This window comes from Marinomonas sp. S3726, assembly GCF_000967665.1.
Lineage (GTDB): Bacteria > Pseudomonadota > Gammaproteobacteria > Pseudomonadales > Marinomonadaceae > Marinomonas.
The window spans coordinates 96,446-118,415 of record NZ_JXYC01000022.1; the positions used below are offsets into that span (position 1 = coordinate 96,446).

A 21,970-nucleotide genomic window follows, 5' to 3' on the forward strand; every position below is an offset into this window, starting at 1 on the left:
TACCCTTTTAAGGAAGATGAATGTCTCTTTTTTATAAGGTGGAAGAAAAGCCACCCATACTCACGGCACTAATTTTAGCGGCCCAACACTTGTTAGCGGCATTAGGGGCGATTATTGCTGTGCCTTTAGTGGTGGGTGGTGTGCTGGAATTATCAACTCAAGATAAGGTGGTTTTGGTGAATGCCGCCATGTTGATCTCGGGTGTGGTGACCTTTATTCAATGTAAGGGCGTTGGGTCTTTAGGGATACGTTTGCCCAGTGTTATGGGAACCAGTTTTACCTTTGTAGGCGTATCCATTGCCATAGGGCTAGAGCATGGTGTTGAAGGCATTTTAGGCTCTGCACTTGTATCATCTCTAGTGATGATCATTGGCAGCTTTTACATGGCCAGTATTCGAAAGCTCTTTCCGCCTATTGTGACAGGGACAGTTGTGACTCTCATCGGCTTATCTCTTATCCCTGTTGCGGTAGATTGGTTTGCTGGTGGACAAGTAGGGGAGCCAGGTTATGCCACCCTAGATAACCTCACTATTGGCTTTTTAGTCCTTGTTGTGGTGATGGCTCTGTCTCAATGGGGGCGCGGTATTATTTCTGCCTCGGCTGCTTTATTGGGCATGATAATAGGCTTTATTGCCTGCATTTTTATGGGGTTGGTTGATTTTAATCCGGTAAAAGAGGCTGTTTGGGTGGCTTTACCTAGCCCGTTTCATTTTGGTATGAGTTTTCCTGTGAGTGGCATCATTGGGATGTCTATCGCTTATCTGGTGACCACCATAGAGTCTACTGGTGACTTCCTCGCTTTATCTGATGTCACTAACACCAAGCTGACGGGTAAGAAGCTTTCCCGTGGAATTTTATGTGAAGGATTAGGTTCGGCCTTAGCTTCAACTTGTTCTACTACCCCTTTATCGTCATTTTCTCAAAACGTGGGGATTGTCAGTATGACAGGGGTTGCTAGCCGTCATGTGGTGGCGTTAACGGGGGGAATGTTGGTGCTCGCTGGCTTGTTTCCAGTGCTGGCGGCCTTGGTTGTGATTATCCCTTTACCGGTTTTAGGCGGAGCGGGTTTGGTCATCTTTGCCATGATAGTGTCTGGTGGAGTCAAGATATTAGCTAAAACAGAGCAAAGTAAACGTAATAGCGCCATTGTAGCTATGGGGATTTGTGCGGGTATGGCGGTAACCGTAAGACCAGAGTTGCTGGCGCATTTACCTGAAGTAATGCAGGTTGTCTTGGCGTCTGGCATTACGACAGGCTCTTTGGTGGCGCTGACAATGAACTTGGTGTTACCGGGAAAGCCCTAGTTAAAAAGCATCGGTCAGACTGCTTAAGATAAAGAATTAATCAGATGGCGATAGAAAGCTTGTATGTGAATATTGGTTTTTAAGTCTTTGTGATACACAAACCAAAGTACTTCGCCATCTTGGTCTAATTCAATCGGTAAACGTTTTAAACCCTGATACTTCTTCGCTTCGTATTCTGCCATTGGCCCAATTGCCATACCTTTGTTGATCACAGAGTGTAGATCTGAAAATAAATTACTTTGATAAATAATTCTCTCTTCTTTGACATGCATAGCGACTTGTTTGATGAAAGGAACGCTTTGTTTTAACCCGCTTGGAAAAGCCCAATAATGCTGATTATAGTCGCTGATGGACTTAGGTAAGTTATAGCGAGCAATATAGTCTTCAGAGGCGTAATAGCCCACATTTAAGTGCATTAGCTTTTTAACAATAATATCGGGCTCTTTAGGCTGAGCACCAATACGAATTGAAATATGTGTGATGCCAGATTCGACTGGTATGGTTTTCTCTGTCGCTATGATTTGAATCTTAGTATTGGGGAACTCTCGATAGAATGACTCAATGGCATTATTTAACAGGGGAGAGTGGCCGCTTAATGTGGTGATCCTGAGTTTGCCATGTTCTCCTTGTTCCACACTGGTTAGGTCATGTACTAACTTGTCGAAGTCCTGCCTGATACTGGGTACAGAATTAAGCATTAGCCTGCCTGCATCTGTTAGCTGGTATCCCCTTTGATGTCTGATAAATAACTTAAGGTTTAGGCTTTCTTCTAACTGGTTGATATGCCTTAGAACCGTAGTGTGATTCATATTTAGCATCCTACCTGCTTTGGTTAGTGTGCCAGATTCGGCAACTTGTAGAGCGATTCGAAAGTCATCCCAGTTAGCTTGCATTAGCTTATCTCCCCTTAAAATCTGTCTGTGCATTTATGCAGAACTATTCTACATATGTGTCTATTTATTAACAGATGATATGGGCGTAATTTAATCTTCATTGACTCTTAATTTAGACACTAAGGAGAAAACATGATGAAACTTTATTACAGCCCAGGTGCGTGTTCGCTTGCTCCACACATAGTATTAAATGAAATCGGCGTTAAGTTCGATTTAGTTCAGGTTGACCTAAGAGCTAAGGTAACTCAAGACGGTGACGACTTCACTTTAGTTAACCCTCATGGTCGCGTACCGACTTTAACTCTGGATAATCAAGAAGTATTAACTGAGTCTGTTGCTGTTCTGCAATACATTGCTGATCAACACCCAGAGGCTGGTTTGGTGCCAGAGTCAGGAACCTTAGCCAGAGCTAGATTACATGAAATACTTAACTTTCTAACCTCAGATTTGCATAAAGCATTTGGCCCTTTATTTATGAATTGTTCCGATGAGGTGCGGGAGAGCAATTTAGCTCTGATTGCAGCTAAATTCAGTTACCTAGATAAGGTGTTATCAGATAGAGAATACTTGGTAGAAAACAAATACTCAGTTGCGGATATCTACCTGTTTGTGATTACGGGTTGGACTATGCCTTTAGGGATTAACTTAGATGAATGGCCTGACTTGGCGGCTTTTGTTGGCCGTATTGCTGAACGTCCTCAAGTGGTGAGATCCATGGCTGATGAAGGCTTATTTTCTTAAGGACTTTCTTTTAGCTAGCCAAAATGAACAGCGTATTTTGGCTAGCTTATTTCAACATAATAATAATTTTTTTAAGTTCAGCAGGTTGCAAAATGGCAGATTCAAACCAAGTTAAAAAGTATCCTTTAGGGCTACGTCTTGTACATTGGGTGAGTGCATTAACTATTATTTTTCTTTTGGTCGTGGGTATTTATATGGCAGAACTGGATCCTGATGCCGCAAATAAGTATGACTTTTATCCTATTCATCAATCCCTTGGCATTTTGGCTATGGTTTTGATAACCGCTAGGATTTTCTTTCGTAAAAAAGGTCCTATCCCAACACCTGCGACAGGGTTAAAACCGTGGGAGCTTATGTTGTCCAAATGGGTCCATCGCCTTCTGTATCTATGTATGGTAATGATGCCTTTATCGGGATATTTGATGACGTCAACTTACGCTTATTCTGATGGTATTGATATGTTTGGTCTCTTTACCGTGCCTGATATAACCTCGAAAAGTGCATTATGGACAGGTATTTTCCATCAAGTACACAGCTTAACTTCTTGGTTGTTGGTCTTTGTCTTGGCTGCTCATATATTAGGGGTTATTAAGCACAAACTCTTTGATGGTAAAGATAGCGATGTACTAAGCCGTATGATTTAAGGCCCTAAGTCCACTTTATCTTTACTGAAATTTTTAGCTGTTTGAGATGAGTTGTTGGTTTTTTGCAAAACAACAACTCATTCAGCTCTTTCTTATAATGGAACTAATAAATAATCTCATTTATTTTCCAATTCTCTGACTCACTTCACAGCCAGTTTAATAATTTTTGCTAAACTTTATATCTGTAGGTGACTAAAAAAAGAGTAACTTTTCCCAACTAAACTCTTAAGTTTGGAATGAATGTGGTACCTTTCTTTTCGCTTACTTTACATATGTCTCTTGTTTAATATGCTCTACATTATTGTTTGGCATTAAGGAGTTAGGATTGGAAACGTTTGTTACTTTATCTGTCATCGTGCTTTTTTGTTCTTTTCTAATTTGGCTGTTGCTAACTTACCGTGTTTTTAAAGTGTTGGAATTGAAGTTTCCTAAGGTTTTCGATGCTTTAGGTAGACCAACGCTTCTAAGTTTTAATCCAGTTACCAGTAACCTAACCTTTGTTAAGTTTCTCTTTAAACAGGAGTGGCGTTATTGCAAAGATAAAGAGGTTCAGTGGTTAAGCCGTATTTTATTGGGCATCATGGTGTTTTTCTTAGCAGGTTTTTTAACTATATTTTTGGCTTTTAGTTTAAATAACGCAAAATAAGTTTTACAAAATTTTGAGTATTAAATTTTAGTTTCATATTTTTAAATTGGTTTGTGATTGAGTGAAAGGGCCTAATCCAGAAAGGGCTGTATTTTAAATAAAAAGGCCAGACATAATGTCTGGCCTTTTTTTGCTCAACGAGTTTTACATTTTTCCGATAGTAAAGAAAAGTGTCTCGCCAGAGCTGTCATCCACACCGTCATTATCGGTTAGTGCAAAACCTACGCCTTTGCTATCAATTGCAAAGCCTTCGATCTTGTCAGTAACATAGCCATTACCTTCTTTCAGGTTAGGGATGAAGTCGTGGGCTAACTCTTTTTTAACCAAAGGCAGTTTCGAGCCTAATTTGGCTGGTTTTAACTGAGAGACTGCAACCTTGTATAAACGCTTAATTTTTGCGTTGTCATCTATTTGGTTGTCACGCTCTATTATGTATACCCAATCACCGTGAGCCGTGATTTCAGATAAACCAACCCAGCCTTTTTTGCTTTCTTGCGTAGGGTAGCGAACTGCACCCCATTCTTTGGTTTTAGTGTTATATGAGACCAGCTTGGTGGTGTTTTTTGGATCATCCTTCCATTGACGTTGAATCGCAATCCATAGGGTATCGCCTATTCGGGTAATACCTTCAGCACCAAAACGCTTTTCAACTGCTAGTAGTTCAGCGGGGAAAGGGATTTCTTTTTTGATTTCACCTTTTTTGTTGATGTTGTAAATCGCATGGGGTGTTAAACGATCTGTACGACCCTCAGACGCTACCCAAAAGCCGCCTTTACCATCATTTGTGATCCCTTCAAGGTCAAGCTTTTGAGCAGGTAAACCGTCTCTTAATACAGGTAGGGCGCTGATGATTTTTGCCGGTGTCGTGCTTGCATCTATAGTGAAAATACTTGCTTGGTTACGATAAAAACTATCGTTAACAGCATAGAATTTTTTGCTCTGCTTGGTATCACTAACAAGGCCAGATAATGCGCCCCAACCTAGAGGACGCTCACCATTCATCACAGATTCAATTTGCGGATAGGCTGCTGCTTTTTGGCTACGTTGGTAGATCATCACGTGAGAGCGAGGGCCTTTATCTTCGATTAAGTCTTTTTCGTTCGCTGTGACAAATAGGTTACGACCAGGAATCGCAATGGCTCCTTCTGGTGCAATACCTGAAGGTAAAAGCTGTACAAACTCAGGTTTAGCACCTGTATCTTTATAAACACCCACAAGGCCAGCACGTTCTGCTAACACAAAAATATAGGTCTCACCGTTAAAGCTAGCCACTTCAAGGCCTTCAGGCTCTACACCTTTATTACCTGAGCGTTTATCAGGATAGTGACCTGCCATTGCCATGCGATACTCAAGCTCTAAGCCTGACTCAAATAACACATCACCTTGTTTATTAAAGATGGTGAAGCCACGGGATCCACCTTCAAAATCACCTTCGTTGGCGGTAACAAAGCGATCATTATCCAGCCATTGAACCGCATCAGGTTCACGCTTTCTTTGTACTTGTTGGCCATCAAATGTCAGGGCTCTTTCTTCTTTCAGGTCAACATTGTTAAGGTTTACAGCACCTGCAGGGAAGTGTGACAAGATCTTACCGCTTGCAGCGTCAACAACAACGAGATGGTTGTTTTCTTGTAGTGTCACTACGATTTCGTTGGCGTCATTAAAGTCAACAAATTCAGGCTCTGGATCGGTAGGAGCAACTTTTGCTAGACCTCTAAGGTCTACCATTTTCTTCTGAGCACATACTGGTAAACCTTGATCTAGTGGCAGAATGACAAGGTTACCTGCAGGATATTGCGGCATGGCGCCATCGTTTAGGTCTTCATCACGTTCGTTTTCAATGGCGATGGCAACAAACTTCTCATCTTTAGATACTGCGACTGAGTCTGGTTGGCCGCCAAGGTCACAGGATCTTATTTCTTTATGAGTGTTTAGATCAATCGCACTAAGTTTACCACTTGGCGCCGTGTAACTTGCTGAGGTGTTAACCCCAGTTAAAGCATACTTTTTTGTAGTTGAAACCGATGTCGGTTCGCCATCAAGGGCAAGAAAACCAGCGGCCTTTGGTGCATTAGCGTTTTTGATATCAATAAAACCAAGACCACCTAATGGGCTATCAGAATAAATTAAGGTGTTGCCATCTTTACTTGCTGTAATGATTTCTGCTGATGTTTCTGTGCTTTGTGCAAGATTAGTTGGTAGGTTGTCTTTAACCGACCAAGTCGCGATACGGTTAAATGATTCAGCTTGAGCTGAGCCCATCGCTGAGATAATAGCTAAACCCAATAGAGTTTTAGGTAAATGTTTCATTGCACGTTTTTGAGACAGCAAAGTGGTTTTCATTCTAACCTCTTGTTAACAAGTTATGGCTTTATGTGATTTGGTTAGATTAGATAGTGCCGATTTATTATGACTGATTTAGTGCAAACATATGACGGTTAGATGTCAGTTTTTTGAAAGGAGGCTCAAAGGCCCGATATGTGTGCTTTATAAGCAAGTTCTTAATTAACGTGTTTAGGGTTTAAGTAGAAATTAAGTGATGATTTAGCAAGGAATCTAATCACAAAGAAAAATGAGTTATTCGTAAACAGGCTTCTCATGAACCGGTATATTTAAAAAAGACATGATTTTATCTTTTTCCCAATTGGCATCTTTTTGTCCTAACTCAATCAGGCTACGGCAATAATCTTTAGTGAAAAGAAGGTAGCTTGCCGCCGAACTTCCACCGGCTTTAGGGGTAGCACCAATAGAGCTCATGACATATTTCAAGCTGCGAGGTAGATCAGAATAATGCTGTGCGGCTAATTGGTCTAACTCGACAGAGGGCGAAATGATTAAGGTATCAATCGGCTCGTAATTACTCTGAGGTTGATTCATGCTCAGCTGGTTTATGCGTTCTAGCTGCTGAATATCATCTTCGAGATTATCAATGAAAGCACTGTTAAGTAGTTGGCCAGTGATTTGAGCAATAGACGGAGGGTGAGGTCTGGCCATTTCGTTGTGCCAATGTTTTGGTGCACGATTACCACTGACACCAATAATCATGACCTTCTTAGCGCCTAAGTGAAGTGCAGGGCTAATAGGAGATTGTTGTCTCATTGCACCATCGGCAAAATAATGTTCCCCAATTTTTTGAGCAGGGAAAATAGTCGGTATGGCGCTGGAAGCGAGTAAGTGGTTATAAGTTAGCCTGCTTCTTAACCCCAGGTTACGGTTGTTTTCCCAGTTCTCAAGACTTGAAGTCCCCTGAAAAAAGCTAGTGGTTTTACCTGAGCTATAGCTCATGGCTGTGATGCTAAGGGCACGTAAATGCTTTCTATGAATGCAAGTGTTGATACGATCAAGATCTAAAAAACGCTGTAATAATTGCCTAAGCGGCTGATTGTTGAGCAAAGAGAGTTGTTGTTTTGGGTTACCCTGCTGAAATAAAGACAACAGAATCCGACTCACAGAAGACATCATAGATAGAGAGTCCACATGATAAATCTGATCCGGTGATAAATGGCGCCAAAGATAGGCCAGCTTACTGATTGCCCGAGTAAAGTTATCAGCATTAGATGCCAACATGGCGGCGTTAAGTGCGCCGGCAGAGGTACCACATAGGATAGGAAAGGGGATACTGGAGTGTTTAGGCATCATCTTACCTATTGCTGATAAAACGCCAACTTGATAAGCCGCTCTAGCGCCGCCGCCAGAGAGAATTAAAGCGGTATGATTTTGTTTCATCACAGCGTCTCCTTCCTTTTAGTCATTTAAGCATATGCTAGAGATAGGCAAGCCTCAATAACGTTTTTTGTAACTCACTTATTAATTTTGTTTATGAATCAAGCAAATGGCTACAGGTTGTTGGTTTTTTGCTAGCTTTAAGGAAGCGCTGGATAAATTTAATTAAGATAATTTGTGCTATACAAAAGAAAGAAGAAGAAAAAGGTAAATTATAGTTATTACTTATAGTTATTATTAACAATATCAACATAATGTAAATGGACTAATTGTTTCAGTTACGAGACAATGTTACTAAATGATTGACAAAACACGAGTAAATCCTATGGAAAACCAAGTCAGTAATAAAAATAATGTTGTCATCAGTGGAGTTGGCCTTTGGACGCCAGCTAATACAATTACCAATGAAGAATTAGTCGACAGTTATAATGCTTGGGCAACGCAATACAATATTGATCATGCCGCCCAAATTGAAGCCGATGAATTAAGACCAAAACCTTTATCCAGCGCTGCGTTTATTGAAAAAGCATCAGGTATTAAAAGCCGTTATATTTATTCAAAAGAAGGTGTATTAGATATCAATCGTATGCGACCTAAGCTTGAAGCGAGAGGGGATGATGAATTATCCCATCAAGCTGAAATGGCGGTTGCAGCAGCAGAGAAAGCCTTGCTCGCGGCAAATAAAACGCCAGCTGATGTTGATATGGTCATTGTTGCCTGTGCTTATACTGAGCGTTCTTATCCTGCTATCGCGATTGAAGTGCAAGCAAAACTCGGTATTCAAGGTTTTGGATTTGATATGTTAGTGGCATGCTCGGCTGCAACCTTTGGTTTGCAGCGTGCCCATGATTCGGTTGCTGCTGGCAGTGCTAAATGCGTGCTTGTTATCAACCCAGAATTAACTTCTCCTCAAGTGAACTACACAGATAGAGATTCGCACTTTATCTTTGGTGATGTTGCCACAGCGGTTGTTGTTGAAACCGCTGGGACTTGTCAATCTGAACATAGCTTTGATGTATTAGGTACACGTTGCGTAACCTCTTACTCAAATAATATTCGTTCAAATTTTGGTTATGTTGCGAGAGTCACAGATGAAGACCCATTCGCGACAGATAAGCTTTTCCATCAAAATGGCCGTAAAGTCTTTAAAGAAGTCTGTCCAATGGCGGCAGAGCATATCGAGAGTCACTTAAATGACGTGGGTGTGCAAGTTTCCCAATTGAGACGTTGGTGGCTACATCAGGCCAATATCAATATGAATTTATTGATCAGCAAACGCTTATTAGGCAGAGATGCCACAGCTGATGAAGCCCCTGTAGTATTGGATACCTTTGCCAATACGGCTTCTGCAGGTTCAATTATTGCTTTTGCGAAAAATCACGAAGACTTGATAAAAGATGATATTGGTGTGATTTGTTCTTTTGGTGCTGGTTACTCTATTGGTAGTTTGGTTCTTAAAAAACGTTAATCATTCTTTTCTTTGTTTAAAAAACCACCTTGATGCAAATCAAGGTGGTTTTTTTTTGATGTTTAACTGTAAGGAGGTGAAACAATAAATATAAATCTAAATGAGAATGATTCTTGAAATCATTTAAAGCTTGACGTATATTTTATTTATCGCATAGGAGAGTGCCTCTGATTTGGACTCTGCTATCAAAAATAAAACATTGGTAACGCTTGGAGGTGTATAGAGATGGGAACTTCAAATAACAAGCAGGATGAAGTTGGCTTTGTTGTCTTAAGTAATCTTAATGAGCAGTACAGCTTATGGCCAAAGTTACAGGATATTCCTATGGGCTGGTATCTAGAATACGGTCCTGGAGATCGTGACACCTGTATTGATTATATTGATCGCCATTGGGCCCAGCCTAAATCTCTAGTGAAATAAAGTATGAATTAGGAGAAATAGATAGGGCGGTTTTTGCTTGGATCTTTCAAGTACGCAATTGTCTCTTTTGTTTTTCACTTGTACTTAGTTGCCAGTTTAACGTCATTTAATCGATGAATTAGTGCTTTTTAGAAATAAAAAACAATAAGGAATCAAATATCATTTTCATGGAGACAGGGATGAACAACAGCTCTAATCAAACTTCAGCTTCTGAATTATCAGATACTGAAGAGTTAGCTGACTATTTGTATATGTCAGCTCATAAGAGCATAAGGGCAAAGGGACAGTTAGTTAAAGTTTCTACCCCAGCATTTGGTGAAGAAAGCGAAAGAGGAAGATTTCAACGTGTTGTCAGTCAGGCCTTTGATAAGGCTCGTGAACTTGGCCAAGAGAACCCAATTCTCATTGGCGCTATTCCATTTGATTTAAACCAAGAGTCATGTCTTTACGTACCAAGCGAGTATGAATTTTTTGACCGTGACGACTTGCTTAAACAAGAAGAAGATTCAAGTTCGGGCTATTCAAACCTGATTGAAATGGCGAAGAGTATTCCTGATGAAATCACCTTTAAACGTGGTGTAAAACAGGCAATTGCTAACTTTGAGCACAGTGATATTCAAAAAGCTGTTTTATCTCGTGTATACGAAGTTAAGACGAAAGAGCCTGTTAATACGCAAAAAGTAATAAAAAACCTGCTAAGCCAAAATCCCGCTGGTTACCATTTTAAAATCCCTCTGAATGAAAGCACAGATTTAATTGGCGCAAGCCCAGAGCTACTTCTCAGAAAAGAAGGTGTGCGTGTCTTTTCTAATCCGCTTGCTGGCTCGGCTAAGCGAATGGCGGACAAAGAAATAGATGAACAACATGCATATGATCTTAAGCATTCTCAAAAAGACAATTTTGAACATAAGTTGGTGATTGATGATGTTCGCAATGTATTAGCACCTTATTGCGACACGCTAGATGCGCCATATGAACCTGAGTTAATGAGCACTTCGCGCATGTGGCATTTATCAACTCAAATTAAAGGTGAGCTAAAGCAGGCAGATGAATCTGTTTTGACTTTAGCTTGCCAGTTACATCCAACACCGGCTGTGTGTGGTTATCCTACTCGATTAGCAAAAAAGTTGATTGACTTGGTAGAGCCTTTCGAGCGTGGTTTATTTACTGGCATGGTCGGTTGGTGTGATGCACAAGGTAATGGTGAATGGGTCGTGACGATACGTTGCGGTACGGTTTCCCATAATGAAGTAAGGCTGTTTGCAGGGGCAGGAATCGTTGAAGCGTCCAGCCCTGATGCTGAATGGTTAGAAACTCAAGCTAAGTTAGCAACCATGATGGACGCCTTTGGTTTTCATAAAACCGAGGTGGGTGGAGGAGAAGGGTTATGAGCATTGCCTATAGTCGTTGGCCAAAGAATTTTGAAGAAGCTTATCGTAAAGCGGGATATTGGAGCGATGAGCCACTAACCCAAATGATTGAAGATCAAGTGGAAAGCAATCCTAATAGTGTCGCGATTATAGACGGTGAAAGACAAGTAACTTATCTCGAACTTGATCAAATGGCTAATACCCTTGCTATCTATTTAGATCAGCAAGGAGTTAAGCGATTTGATACGGCGCTTGTTCAGCTGCCTAATTGTTTAGAGTTTTATGTGACATATTTTGCATTACTAAAGCTGGGTGTGGCGGCGGTTAATGCTTTTTTTCATCAGCAGGCGCTGGAAATTAGTGCTTATGTTGAGCAGTTAGCGCCGAGTTTATTAATTGTTTCACCAGAGCATGAATTGTTTGCTAACCAAGAGTTTGTTTCTGGTTTAAAAACGGCTTCAACAAGTATAGAGACTATCCTTTCTTTAAAAGCCTGTGACTATGCCGTCTCTATGCAGGATATTCTCTATTCTGCGGATCATAAGATAATTGAAAACCCGAGTTTTGATCAGGCATCTGATGCTGATGAAGTGGCTTTTTTTCAGCTATCGAGTGGTAGTACAGGCCTCTCAAAGCTCATTCCAAGAACCCATAATGATTATCTTTATAGTGTTAGAAAGAGTGTTGAGGTGTGTGGGCTTGACCAAGATACACGGTATTTGTGTGCTTTACCGATTCAACATAATTTTCCAATGAGTTCACCAGGGGCCTTAGGCGTTTTTTATGCTGGGGCTACTTTGATTATTGCCCAGTCATCGGAGCCAATACATTGCTTTGAGCTTATTAGTAAGCATCAAGTCAATATGACAGCCTTAGTGCCGCCAGCGGTTGCTTTGTGGTTAGATGCAGCACCTGAACATCAAGCCAAGTTAAAAAGCTTAAAGTTACTTCAAGTGGGCGGTGCAAGCTTTGCAGAAGCGCAAGCGAGATTAGTGTCGCAAGTATTAGGTTGTCAGTTACAGCAGGTCTTTGGAATGGCTGAAGGTCTGGTGAATTATACGCGCTTAGATGAAGAGCTTAATTACACGACACAGGGTCGGCCTATGAGTGAGGCTGACGAAGTTAGAGTGGTGAATCAGGCTTGTCAGGAAGTCGCTGTGGGTCAAATTGGTATGTTAATGACACGCGGCCCTTATACCTTTAGAGGTTACTTTAATAGCCCAGAATATAACCAGAGTTCTTTTGATGCTGAAGGCTTTTATTGCTCTGGCGATCTTGTACAGCAGGATGCTCTGGGAAATATAAAAGTAGTAGGTAGGGTGAATGAGCAAATTAAACGAGGCCATGAAACGCTTGCTTTACATGAGGTAGAGAACCTTTTGCTGAAACATGAGGCTATCTCGCAAGTGGCATTAGTGGCTGTGCCTGATGCTGAGTTAGGTGAAAAAAGCTGTGCTTTTCTGGTGTTAAAAAATAAAGATATTAAGCCCTTGGTTATTCGTAAACACCTTGTGTCTTTAGGGATAGGAAAAGACAGTTTGCCTGATGCGTTTCAATTTTTGTCAAATATGCCATTAACTCCAGTGGGCAAAATTGATAAACAGGCGTTAAAAACTCAAGCACTAAAAGTTATTTAATTTTAAATGACGTAAAAGATTGAGCTGAGTCAGAAAGACTTAGTGTGAGTAGAAGGCAAATATGAAGTTTAAAGGTAAAACGGTTTGGGTAACGGGTGCCGCTCAAGGCGTCGGTTTATGTATTGCGCAAATGCTGCATGAACAAGGCGCTAAGGTGATAGCCTTGGATAAAGCTTTTCATGGGGTACGCAAAAGCGATTTTGATCAAGACTATGGCTTTGTTGTTCAAGCCTTGGATATTAGAGATGCTGAGGCGGTGAGTCGCGTCGTTTCGACCTTGCTTAAAAGTTATGATATTGATGTTTTAATTAATGCTGCTGGTATTTTGCGCTTGGGTGAAACCAATGAAATATCTCAACAAGACTGGCAAACCTGTTTTGATGTGAATGTATCTGGTGTTTTTTATTTGATGCAGGCGTTAATGCCAGAATTTAAAGCTCAAAAATCAGGTGCGATTGTTAATATTGCCTCTAATGCAGGCCATGTTCCTCGTAAAGGTATGTTGGCTTACAGTGCCTCTAAAGCGGCTTTGATCAGTTTGAGTCACAATTTAGCGTTAGAGCTAGCACCTTACTCAGTAAGATGTAATTGTGTATCACCAGGATCAACTGATACGCCTATGTTACAGGCAATGCTTAAAGATAAAGCGGCATATGCTGCCACTATTTTGGGGCAAGCAGATCGCTTCAAACTAGGTATTCCACTGAATAAAATCGCGCAGGTTGAAGAGGTCGCAAATACTGCGCTTTTCTTAGCATCTGACTTGGCGTCCCATATCACAATGCAAGATATTGTCGTGGATGGCGGTGCAACCTTAGGGGCTTAACCGTGGAAATGTTAGCATCAAACTTGTTTTGGCCAAGATTTGATAAAACTTGGCCGCTGAAACGGAGTCAAGAGCCCAGTAAGAAAATTGCTTTTGCGGCAACCAATTTTAGTCTTGAGCATTTTCATAAAGCTTATCAAGGCAAGGATACCTTTTCATACTTTGATTTTCCGCTAAATCACCTTTGGCAAAAAATGACACAAACTCGGCAAGCAGAATATCTTGCTGGTCGCTTATGTGCCCATCAATTGCTATTTGATTTTGCTGTGCATCATGAGTATTTAGAAAGTGATGACAAGAATGTGCCAATCTGGCCGAAGGGTATTATAGGCAGTATTGCCCATTGTTATCCTTATGCATTGGTTATGATTGCAAAAAGCAAAGACTATCAATCTATAGGTGTCAGTATCGTTGCAAGGGCAGAATCAAGAGCTGAGTTTGCTCTCAGTTCTAATACAGCCTTTGGCGTCTTAACTCAGGCTGAGAGATTGAGATTTGCGACTCATTTGGATGAACTGACTCTTGCACTCATTTATTCAGTGAAAAAGAGCGTTATCAAAGCCTTATCACCTCTTATTTTAAGCTATTTATATTTTGATGATATGAGTGTCATCGCAATAGATTGGTTACAAGGAAGTGCTGAGCTGTCGCTTGAAAGAGATTTAGGTGGTCAGTGGGTAAGAGGGCAAAGCTTTTCTGTTCAGTTTGATTTTTATCACTCTAAAGTGATCTCTATGTTAGCGCTACCAAGGCAGTTGGGTTTTGAACTCATGTTTCCTTAAATTAAGTTTTTTTTAAGTGATTGAATCTGAAATAAATTTAAGCGACCATAAGTTGAGATTCTTCATTTTAGAGGTAAATATGGCAATTCACCCTCAAGCTGGACAACTTGCTCCCCTTGATCAACTCGTAAATATCCCCGCATTGATGACGGCATATTTCTGTAAAAAGCCTGATATTGAATCAAATGCAGATCAAAAAGTCGTTTTTGGTACCTCAGGACATAGAGGAACCGCTCTAAGCGCAAGTTTTAATGAAGACCATATTTTGGCGATTTGCCAAGCCATTGCTGAGCACAGACAAGAGCAGGGTATAGGCGGACCGCTTTATTTGGGTAAAGATACTCACGCTTTATCAGATGCGGCTTTTCAAACCGCATTAGAAGTGCTTACTGCAAATGGAGTGAGAGTAAGAGTTCAATCAAATAGCTATACCCCAACACCCGTTATTTCCCATGCAATTCTTACTCATAATCAAGCTCAGCAAGATGTTGCAGATGGCATTGTCATCACACCTTCTCATAACCCACCAGAAGATGGCGGTATTAAATATAACCCACCTAAAGGAGGCCCTGCTGATACGGATATTACAAATAAAATAGCGATACGTGCGAATGAGCTTTTAAGCCTTGGTTTAGAAGGGGTTAAACGCTTAAGAGGTAATGCTTTAAGTCAGTCTGATCTAGTCGAAGAGTTTGACTATATAGATCACTATGTTTCTGACCTTGATAAAGTGATTGATATGAAGGCGATTGCTAAAGCTGGCATTCGTATCGGTGTTGATCCTATGGGTGGTTCAGGGATTCAGTTCTGGCAGCCTATCGCAGATAAGTATGGATTAAATATCGAAATCGTAAATCCAAATCTAGATGCCTGCTTTGCTTTTATGCCTTTGGATAAAGATGGTCGTATTCGTATGGACTGTTCATCACCTTATGCCATGAATAATCTTCTCAAAATGAAAGATGATTTTGATATTGCTGTGGGGAACGATCCTGATTTCGATCGTCACGGTATTGTATGTGCATCATCTGGATTAATGAACCCGAACGCTTACCTCGCCGTCGCTATAGAATACCTAGCTAACAATAGACCGGAATGGCCAGCAGATACCTTGTTTGGTAAAACCTTAGTTTCAAGTGGCATGATTGATCGTGTTGTTGAAGGTTTAGGCCGTACATTATGTGAAGTGCCAGTCGGTTTTAAGTGGTACGTTGATGGACTTTATTCTGGTGCGATGGGCTTTGGTGGAGAAGAAAGTGCAGGTGCCTCTTTCTTACGTCATGATGGCAGTGTATGGACGACAGACAAAGATGGTTTCATTCTTGCGCTACTTGCCGCTGAAATCCTTGCTGTGACAGGTAAAGATCCTTACCAGCTAAGCCAAGAACAAGTTGCAAAATATGGTACGCCTTTTTATAAGCGTATTGATGTACCTTGCTCTGGTGAAGCAAAAGCTATCTTGGCTAATTTAAGTGCTGAGTCTGTAAAAGGGGATACCCTAGCGGGAGATAATATAAGTCGTGTATTGACTAAAGCGCCAGGGAATCAAGCGGCAATTGGAGGGCTCAAAGTTGAAACGGCCAATGGCTGGTTTGCAGCAAGGCCATCAGGCACAGAGAATGTTTATAAAATTTACCTAGAAAGCTTTGTTTCTGAAGCTCATTTAAGTGAGCTTGAAGAAGGCGCAAAAAATTTGGTTGATGAGGCCTTGGCCTAGGGAACTTGCGATTAAGTCACCTCTTCTCTGTCTTTACATAAAAAGCACTGTTCGAGAAGTGACAACACGGGGTGTTACTTTTTCTGAAATGCCGTTTAGGTATTCTTCAAAGACCCGAAGGGTGTGGTCTAAAAGTCCTATCTTTACGTTGAAGAGCTTATCAATAGAATCACTATTAAGTTGCATTCCTCGCCGTAAATCTAGGGGCTTTTATCCACACGCTGAGGCGGGAGGACTTATTCGCAGCTCCCCTAGCACTAAAAAAGGGAGCTATTCGCTCCCTTTTTTAGTGCTAAATAGATTTAGCGTTTAAACCAACCTGATAAATCATTGAAGTCATCCACCACATGCATAATCTGGTTACTTGCCTGAGTAGCTTGTGTGACCTGTTCTGCGTTGTCGGTAATTTTATGGTTTATCTCACCTATTAGCTGTTCAACTTGTTGTGAAGAGGTTTGTTGAGTTTCCATTGCAGATTTAACCAAATTATTTAATTGGTTAATTTCAGCAATTGAGTCAACGGCAATAGTAAGTTTTTCACTGGCTTTATTGACCGTCTCTTGAATGTGGTTACTTTGATCCTTACCACCTTGGATTGCTTTTACGGCTTCATTTGTTCCGGTAGTAACATTTAACAATACTTTCTGGATCTCTTCAGTGGAGACATGGGTTTTTTGTGCTAAGTTTCGTACTTCGTCTGCTACAACTGCAAAACCTCGGCCTTGTTCTCCCGCTCGTGCTGCTTCTATCGCTGCGTTCAAAGCAAGAAGGTTGGTTTGTTCTGCAATACCTTGAATGACCTCTAATACAGAATTTACTTGTTCAGTTTGGCTAGCAAGCGATTCTATTGCAGAGGAAGCTGAGTCAATATCTCCTACAAGCTTATCAATGCCGTTAAGTGTTAAATGCATTGCATCTTTACTTTCAATCGCAATCTTTTGGCTATGATCACTGGCTTGAGCTGTTTGTTCAACCTGTCTGACAGAGTCATCTGCTTGTGTGTTCATTTCAGAAATAGCTGTCTGAGCTTCATGGCTTTGTTGGGTTTGAGTGTCAGAATTCACTGTCAGGTTTTCAGCAACATTATGCAAATTCTGAGAGCTGTTAGTTAGAGAGATAGTTGAAGACTGTAGCTTGTCTGAAAGAGTCGATAAGAAGCTTTTTAAATTTTGAGTAGCCTTACTTAAATCGCCTAATTCATCTTTTCTCTCAAGGTTTAAATCTGCAATTATCTTACCCTGTGCTAACTCTGATACATTATTGATAAGCGATAATAGCGGGTTAATAATCAACCTATTGATTAAGCTTGATGCCGACAAGGTAATCACGATTAAGATAATGATTAATGTAGCGAGTGACCAAATGATGTTATTTGTTACATCGGTTGAAACAGAATCACGCTTAGATTTACTAATTTCAGCTAACGTATCAGAAAGAGACTCAACTTGCGCAGAGGGTTTTCTGTCTATGCCTGAAACCGCTTTATCACCCGTTTTGATGTCAAAATTTGCGGCGACAAAGACGTTATAGCCTTGCTGATACTTTTCACCCATTTGTAGGTGATTACTTTTAAACTCTTTGGCTACCGTCAGTTGCTCAGGGTAGTTATCAAGATAGGCAATTAGCTGAGTTGAAATATCTTGTACTTTCTTTTCTTGGTCTTTGAACTTACCCCAATATTTCTTTAACTGCTTAGGGTCTTTACCTCGAATTAAAACGTTCTTCCATTCTTGGACTTGTCGTTTGAATTCAATATTTAGGGTGAGAGCAGTTCTTTCAGCATTTAGCTCTGTGGTGAATATTTGATCGTAACTCTCAAAGCCACGATTGATATTGGCAATGGCAACAAGGGCAACTATTAATGCTGCTGCAATAGCAATCGAAATGATACTAAGAAGCTTTTTTGATAATGACATGTGAGTTTCTCATAAGGATAAAAAGATATGTAACTAAGTCTGAGATAGTCCATAGTGATATATCCTTATTTTTCACAATATAAAATCTTACTTAATGCTACTTTACATGATATAAGTCTATGGAAAATTCGTGTAAAAACAGTTAGGCAGATGTAATGATATGTAGCTTGGTGTAACTGTTTTACTTGTAATGAGAAGAAAGTATGAAGGCCTTATCCTCAGAATGAGAATAAGACCATGGTGATTAAAGGTTAAGGACAAAAATTAGCCTTTAAACTTCCGCTAATCGGTTTAACCATTTGCCTAATTGAAAGTCCAGGTCAGAAGATAGCTTTTGTGCATCTTGCTTAAGGGCTTTGGCTGTTTGATAGTTTATCCGTTTACCTGCCAAGATAACCCAATTACCACTACTGGTATTGATGCTTCTAATATCAATAAAATAATTACGTAATACTTCGATTAAGTTGGTGTAATTGTGATCTTCTTCCCAGCAATTTATAACTAACCAACCTTCATTCTTTAAGTGTTTGTCACAATCCTCGATAAAGTTCTCAGCTATTACTGCCTTATCCATACCTTCCTCTAGGTAGAGATCGGTAAAGAGTAGGTCCACTTTCTTGTCTGGTTTTTGAGTAATATAGGTTTTAGCGTCTTGTTCGAGTATTTGTAGCCTTTTTGAGCGAGGGAGATGAAAGTACTTTTCGGCGATTCTAATGACCTCTGGACGAAGCTCGACAGCCGTTAACTTGATACCAGGTACTGTATCTAAGAGCGCTCTTATAAGGCAGCCTCCGCCTAAACCAAGTACGGTGGCGCGTTTAGGCTTGCAGAATAATAAACTTAGCATCATGGCTTGAGTATATTCATGCTGTAAAACATTAGGTTTAGAAAGGCTTATACGGCTTTGTTCATCGCCTTTTGCAAAAGACAGCAAACGATATTGGCCATCTTCATGGACTGTAATTTGACCAAGCTCATCTTGAGACTGATATATAACGTGAGAATTATGCATGGGAATTTGCTTCTTAAAAAAACACCCGCAGATAGGCGGGTGCTTGATGTATGAGTTAAAAATTAAACGTTAAACCTGAGCAGCTTCTTTTAAATGTTTAAGTAGGGCTTGTAATGGATGAAGTACCTCTTTTTGATCAAAACGCTTCACCTGGCTACGACAAGAGTAACCTGTTGCGACAATGCGATCTTGCAAGGTTTTATCATTTATCTTGTCTTTCCAAGACAGCTCATAAATATCTTTTGAGGTTTGAAGGTTCGCTGTTTCATGGCCATAGGTTCCTGCCATGCCACAACAACCTACATTTTCAACTTTTAAGCTAAGGCCTACCAAAGAGAAGACGTTAACCCAGTCTTGGATAGACGCTGCGGCATTGGTCTTTTCCGTACAGTGAGCCAATAAATGATAAGTTTCATCTTCTAAGGCAAAAGGTTGGGTTGATAGGTGATCTTTTTTACCTACTAACCATTCTTGTAGCAAGTTCACTGTTGGAATCTCGCGTTTATCGCCAATGACTTTTGGATATTCTGAGCGGAAACTTAACGTCATAGAAGGGTCAACACCCACAAATGGAATCTTATAAGCCGCTAGTTCTTCTAACATGTCTAGATTTTTATTCGCCGCTTTCTCAAACGCCTTGAAGAAACCGTGTACATGAAGAGGCTTACCGTTAGGTTTATAAGGTGCTAAGAAGGCTTGGAAGCCTAAACGTGTCAGTAGTTCCATGGTGTCTAATACCAATTGGGTCTCAAAATAACTGGTAAAAGCATCTTGCACTATGATGACGGCTTTATGCCTTTCATATGGGTTAATAGCATCAAGAGCCATAGGTGTCGCAAAGCGAATGCCACGCTTATTCATTTCTTTCTTGATGTTAAGTTTAGAAAGCGTAGGACTATCTGTAATGCCTAAATAGTTAGCGCTAAAGCGGTTGATCCAAGCTTGCTCCATCATCCAATTATAAGGATTAGGGTATTTGGCTAAGGTCGGCATGATGTATTCCATCGAGCCCACCACATAGTCTTTTACAGGACGTAGATAACGTGAGTAATAGATCTCTAGGAACTTGGCTCTAAACTCAGGCACGTCGACTTTAATTGGGCATTGGCCTACGCAAGATTTACAGGCAAGACAACCCATCATGGACTCATGCACTTCGTTGGAGAAGTCATAGTCACCGCGACGCTTTTTCAAAGTGTTGTTCAGGCGTGGGAAGAAACTAGATATAAAATTAGTTTCTTTTATCTTGTCACTGACAGCTTGAGTGTCGACTCCTTGTTCACTCATGCCCCTTAGCCATTCACGCATTAAAGACGCACGGCCTTTTGGCGAATGAATACGTTCACGGGTGCCTTTGTAAGAAGGGCACATGGCATCGTTAGGGTCAAAATTATAACAAGCGCCATTACCATTACAGTACATGCCGGCTTGAAATTGATCACGGTTTACCAGTGGGATCTGACGATCAAACTGGCCCCTCATCGGCACTTCATCAATTTTAAGAAGTTCGACACCCAGTTCAAATGGGATGGCGATTTTGCCTGGGTTTAACTGGTTATGTGGATCAAACGCGCCTTTTACTTGCTGAATCACAGGGTAAAGCTCACCAAAGAATTCGGTCGCGTATTCAGAGCGCACCCCTTTACCGTGTTCACCCCATAAAAGGCCGTCATATTTTTGGGTGAGGGCAACCACTTTATCTGTGATGTCACGAATCAGGCCTTCGTTCTTTTCATCCTTCATATCGATAGCAGGACGTACATGTAAAACCCCGGCATCCACATGGCCAAACATGCCATAGCTTAAATCATGGGCGTCGAGTACGGCACGAAACTCCATAATGAAGTCAGCTAAGTTTTCGGGCGGTACTGCCGTATCTTCAACAAAGGGAATCGGGCGACCTTCGCCTTTGGCATTACCTAAAAGGCCAACTGACTTTTTGCGCATGGCCCAGATCTTTTTCACATTCTCATGGCCTTGGGCCAAGGTGTAGCCCAGTATCTTGCTATTCGGCTCACCGAGCGCGGTATCTAATAAATCCGTCAGGACTTTAATTCGATTGTCTACTTCAGTTTGGTCGTTACCTGTGTATTCAACTAAGTTCACACCCTGAATGTCTTCTCCTTCATTTTCTGGGAAGAAATCAGCGACTGAGTGCCAAATGATGTCGTCTTTGGCAAGGCCAAGTACGCGAGAGTCCACGGTTTCAATTGAAGTGGGTGCTGCATTTAATAGCGCTTTGGCGTGGCGTAACGAACCCTCAAAACTGTCATAACGAATGTTGACTAAGGTGGCGAAGGTTGGGATTTTAAGTAGGTTAACTTTGGCTTCGACAATAAAACCTAAGGTGCCTTCAGAACCACAAAGTACCGAGTTTAGGTTGAAGGCTTTATTCTCATCACGTATGTGGGCTAAATCATAACCTGTAAGGCAACGGTTTAATTCAGGGAAAATCTCATCGATTTTAGCTTGGTTGTGGTTAAAGGCATCATCAACCACTCGATGTATATGGCCCGCGTAATCTTCACGCTGTTTCTCTTCAGCCAGCTTTTCATCAGAAATAGGACCAGAGCTGATTAGCGTACCATCAAGTAATACGGTATCAAGAGAAAGGACATGATCACGGGTTTTACCGTACATGACAGAGCCTTGACCACTGGCATCGGTATTTATCATACCTCCTATGGTCGCACGGTTACTGGTGGAGAGTTCTGGTGCAAAGAAAAGCCCGTGTTCTTTTACTGCCGCATTTAACTGATCTTTTACGACACCGGTTTGGACTCTGGCCCAGCCTTCTTCGGCGTTAATTTCTAGCACCTGATTCATGTGCTTAGATAAATCGACAATCAAACCATCGGTTAATGACTGACC

17 protein-coding genes are annotated in these 21,970 nt (G+C 41.0%); 11 read left to right on the forward strand and 6 right to left on the reverse strand.

Translation table 11 applies throughout. The features are described 5' to 3' along the window. Positions 1 to 20: 20 nt before the first annotated feature. A complete protein-coding gene (locus TW85_RS17095) occupies positions 21 to 1,304 on the forward strand; it encodes a nucleobase:cation symporter-2 family protein (protein WP_046018345.1) in 1,284 nt (427 codons plus the stop codon). Positions 1,305 to 1,327: 23 nt separating this feature from the next. On the opposite strand, the gene TW85_RS17100 is transcribed toward TW85_RS17095, so the two are convergent. Continuing rightward, on the reverse strand, positions 1,328 to 2,197 hold the full coding sequence (locus TW85_RS17100) for a LysR family transcriptional regulator (RefSeq protein ID WP_046018346.1): 870 nt from the start codon (positions 2,195 to 2,197) through the stop codon (positions 1,328 to 1,330). Between the two features lie 132 nt (positions 2,198 to 2,329). Here TW85_RS17100 and gstA point away from each other — a divergent pair, with 132 nt between their 5' ends. The 3 genes from gstA to TW85_RS17115 all read left to right on the forward strand — a co-directional run bounded on the left by gstA (position 2,330) and on the right by TW85_RS17115 (position 4,228). Beyond that, the gene (gene gstA / locus TW85_RS17105) at positions 2,330 to 2,938 is read left to right on the forward strand and encodes a glutathione transferase GstA (RefSeq protein ID WP_202904876.1); all 609 of its coding nucleotides are present in this window, start codon (positions 2,330 to 2,332) and stop codon (positions 2,936 to 2,938) included. A 92-nt stretch (positions 2,939 to 3,030) separates the two neighbouring features. Further along, a complete protein-coding gene (locus TW85_RS17110) occupies positions 3,031 to 3,582 on the forward strand; it encodes a cytochrome b (protein ID WP_046018347.1) in 552 nt (183 codons plus the stop codon). Positions 3,583 to 3,907: 325 nt separating this feature from the next. Further along, positions 3,908 to 4,228 (forward strand): hypothetical protein, encoded by a 321-nt coding sequence (locus TW85_RS17115; RefSeq protein WP_046018348.1) that lies wholly within the window; start codon positions 3,908 to 3,910, stop codon positions 4,226 to 4,228. 144 nt (positions 4,229 to 4,372) lie between these two features. On the opposite strand, the gene TW85_RS17120 is transcribed toward TW85_RS17115, so the two are convergent. Both TW85_RS17120 and TW85_RS17125 read right to left on the reverse strand, forming a co-directional pair. Further along, positions 4,373 to 6,571, reverse strand: coding sequence for an esterase-like activity of phytase family protein (locus TW85_RS17120; RefSeq protein WP_238326239.1), 2,199 nt, complete (start codon positions 6,569 to 6,571; stop codon positions 4,373 to 4,375). Positions 6,572 to 6,805: 234 nt separating this feature from the next. Then, positions 6,806 to 7,954, reverse strand: coding sequence for a patatin-like phospholipase family protein (locus TW85_RS17125; protein ID WP_046018349.1), 1,149 nt, complete (start codon positions 7,952 to 7,954; stop codon positions 6,806 to 6,808). Between the two features lie 295 nt (positions 7,955 to 8,249). On the opposite strand from TW85_RS17125, the gene TW85_RS17130 reads away from it, so the two are divergent. The 7 genes from TW85_RS17130 to pgm all read left to right on the forward strand — a co-directional run bounded on the left by TW85_RS17130 (position 8,250) and on the right by pgm (position 16,171). Next, a complete protein-coding gene (locus TW85_RS17130; RefSeq protein ID WP_238326240.1) occupies positions 8,250 to 9,419 on the forward strand; it encodes a beta-ketoacyl-ACP synthase III in 1,170 nt (389 codons plus the stop codon). 225 nt (positions 9,420 to 9,644) lie between these two features. Then, positions 9,645 to 9,839, forward strand: coding sequence for an MbtH family NRPS accessory protein (locus TW85_RS17135; protein WP_046018351.1), 195 nt, complete (start codon positions 9,645 to 9,647; stop codon positions 9,837 to 9,839). A gap of 179 nt (positions 9,840 to 10,018) precedes the next feature. After that, positions 10,019 to 11,230 carry an isochorismate synthase gene (locus TW85_RS17140; protein WP_202904877.1) on the forward strand — a complete coding sequence of 404 codons (1,212 nt, stop codon included), beginning with the start codon at positions 10,019 to 10,021 and terminating at the stop codon, positions 11,228 to 11,230. Further along, positions 11,227 to 12,846 carry an AMP-binding protein gene (locus TW85_RS17145; RefSeq protein WP_046018353.1) on the forward strand — a complete coding sequence of 540 codons (1,620 nt, stop codon included), beginning with the start codon at positions 11,227 to 11,229 and terminating at the stop codon, positions 12,844 to 12,846. Before TW85_RS17140 ends, TW85_RS17145 begins: the two co-directional genes overlap by 4 nt. A gap of 61 nt (positions 12,847 to 12,907) precedes the next feature. Further along, positions 12,908 to 13,672: a 2,3-dihydro-2,3-dihydroxybenzoate dehydrogenase gene (gene dhbA / locus TW85_RS17150; RefSeq protein WP_046018354.1), complete on the forward strand. Its 765-nt coding sequence runs from the start codon at positions 12,908 to 12,910 to the stop codon at positions 13,670 to 13,672. A gap of 8 nt (positions 13,673 to 13,680) precedes the next feature. Then, a complete protein-coding gene (locus TW85_RS17155; RefSeq protein ID WP_238326242.1) occupies positions 13,681 to 14,454 on the forward strand; it encodes a 4'-phosphopantetheinyl transferase superfamily protein in 774 nt (257 codons plus the stop codon). A 79-nt stretch (positions 14,455 to 14,533) separates the two neighbouring features. Beyond that, a complete protein-coding gene (gene pgm, locus TW85_RS17160; protein ID WP_046018356.1) occupies positions 14,534 to 16,171 on the forward strand; it encodes a phosphoglucomutase (alpha-D-glucose-1,6-bisphosphate-dependent) in 1,638 nt (545 codons plus the stop codon). Positions 16,172 to 16,473: 302 nt separating this feature from the next. Here the strand turns inward: pgm and TW85_RS17165 are convergent, their stop codons facing one another. From TW85_RS17165 to TW85_RS17175, 3 genes are all read right to left on the reverse strand, one after another. Continuing rightward, positions 16,474 to 18,087: a methyl-accepting chemotaxis protein gene (locus TW85_RS17165; RefSeq protein WP_046018357.1), complete on the reverse strand. Its 1,614-nt coding sequence runs from the start codon at positions 18,085 to 18,087 to the stop codon at positions 16,474 to 16,476. Positions 18,088 to 18,358: 271 nt separating this feature from the next. Beyond that, positions 18,359 to 19,099: a fused MFS/spermidine synthase gene (locus TW85_RS17170; protein WP_046018358.1), complete on the reverse strand. Its 741-nt coding sequence runs from the start codon at positions 19,097 to 19,099 to the stop codon at positions 18,359 to 18,361. Between the two features lie 69 nt (positions 19,100 to 19,168). Continuing rightward, positions 19,169 to 21,970, reverse strand: a 2,802-nt coding sequence (locus TW85_RS17175; protein WP_046018359.1) for an FAD-binding and (Fe-S)-binding domain-containing protein, incomplete at its 5' end; no start/stop codon positions are given.

Bases quoted from the DNA above. Each gene is read 5' to 3' on its own strand.
- dhbA (WP_046018354.1), top strand. From the start codon at position 12,908: ATGAAGTTTAAAGGTAAAACGGTTTGGGTAACGGGTGCCGCTCAAGGC.
- TW85_RS17110 (WP_046018347.1), top strand. From the start codon at position 3,031: ATGGCAGATTCAAACCAAGTTAAAAAGTATCCTTTAGGGCTACGTCTT.
- TW85_RS17100 (WP_046018346.1), bottom strand. From the start codon at position 2,197: ATGCAAGCTAACTGGGATGACTTTCGAATCGCTCTACAAGTTGCCGAA.
- TW85_RS17140 (WP_202904877.1), top strand. From the start codon at position 10,019: ATGAACAACAGCTCTAATCAAACTTCAGCTTCTGAATTATCAGATACT.
- TW85_RS17125 (WP_046018349.1), bottom strand. From the start codon at position 7,954: ATGAAACAAAATCATACCGCTTTAATTCTCTCTGGCGGCGGCGCTAGA.
- TW85_RS17120 (WP_238326239.1), bottom strand. From the start codon at position 6,571: ATGAAAACCACTTTGCTGTCTCAAAAACGTGCAATGAAACATTTACCT.
- gstA (WP_202904876.1), top strand. From the start codon at position 2,330: ATGATGAAACTTTATTACAGCCCAGGTGCGTGTTCGCTTGCTCCACAC.
- TW85_RS17095 (WP_046018345.1), top strand. From the start codon at position 21: ATGTCTCTTTTTTATAAGGTGGAAGAAAAGCCACCCATACTCACGGCA.
- TW85_RS17135 (WP_046018351.1), top strand. From the start codon at position 9,645: ATGGGAACTTCAAATAACAAGCAGGATGAAGTTGGCTTTGTTGTCTTA.
- pgm (WP_046018356.1), top strand. From the start codon at position 14,534: ATGGCAATTCACCCTCAAGCTGGACAACTTGCTCCCCTTGATCAACTC.
- TW85_RS17145 (WP_046018353.1), top strand. From the start codon at position 11,227: ATGAGCATTGCCTATAGTCGTTGGCCAAAGAATTTTGAAGAAGCTTAT.
- TW85_RS17130 (WP_238326240.1), top strand. From the start codon at position 8,250: ATGATTGACAAAACACGAGTAAATCCTATGGAAAACCAAGTCAGTAAT.
- TW85_RS17170 (WP_046018358.1), bottom strand. From the start codon at position 19,099: ATGCATAATTCTCACGTTATATATCAGTCTCAAGATGAGCTTGGTCAA.
- TW85_RS17165 (WP_046018357.1), bottom strand. From the start codon at position 18,087: ATGTCATTATCAAAAAAGCTTCTTAGTATCATTTCGATTGCTATTGCA.
- TW85_RS17155 (WP_238326242.1), top strand. From the start codon at position 13,681: ATGTTAGCATCAAACTTGTTTTGGCCAAGATTTGATAAAACTTGGCCG.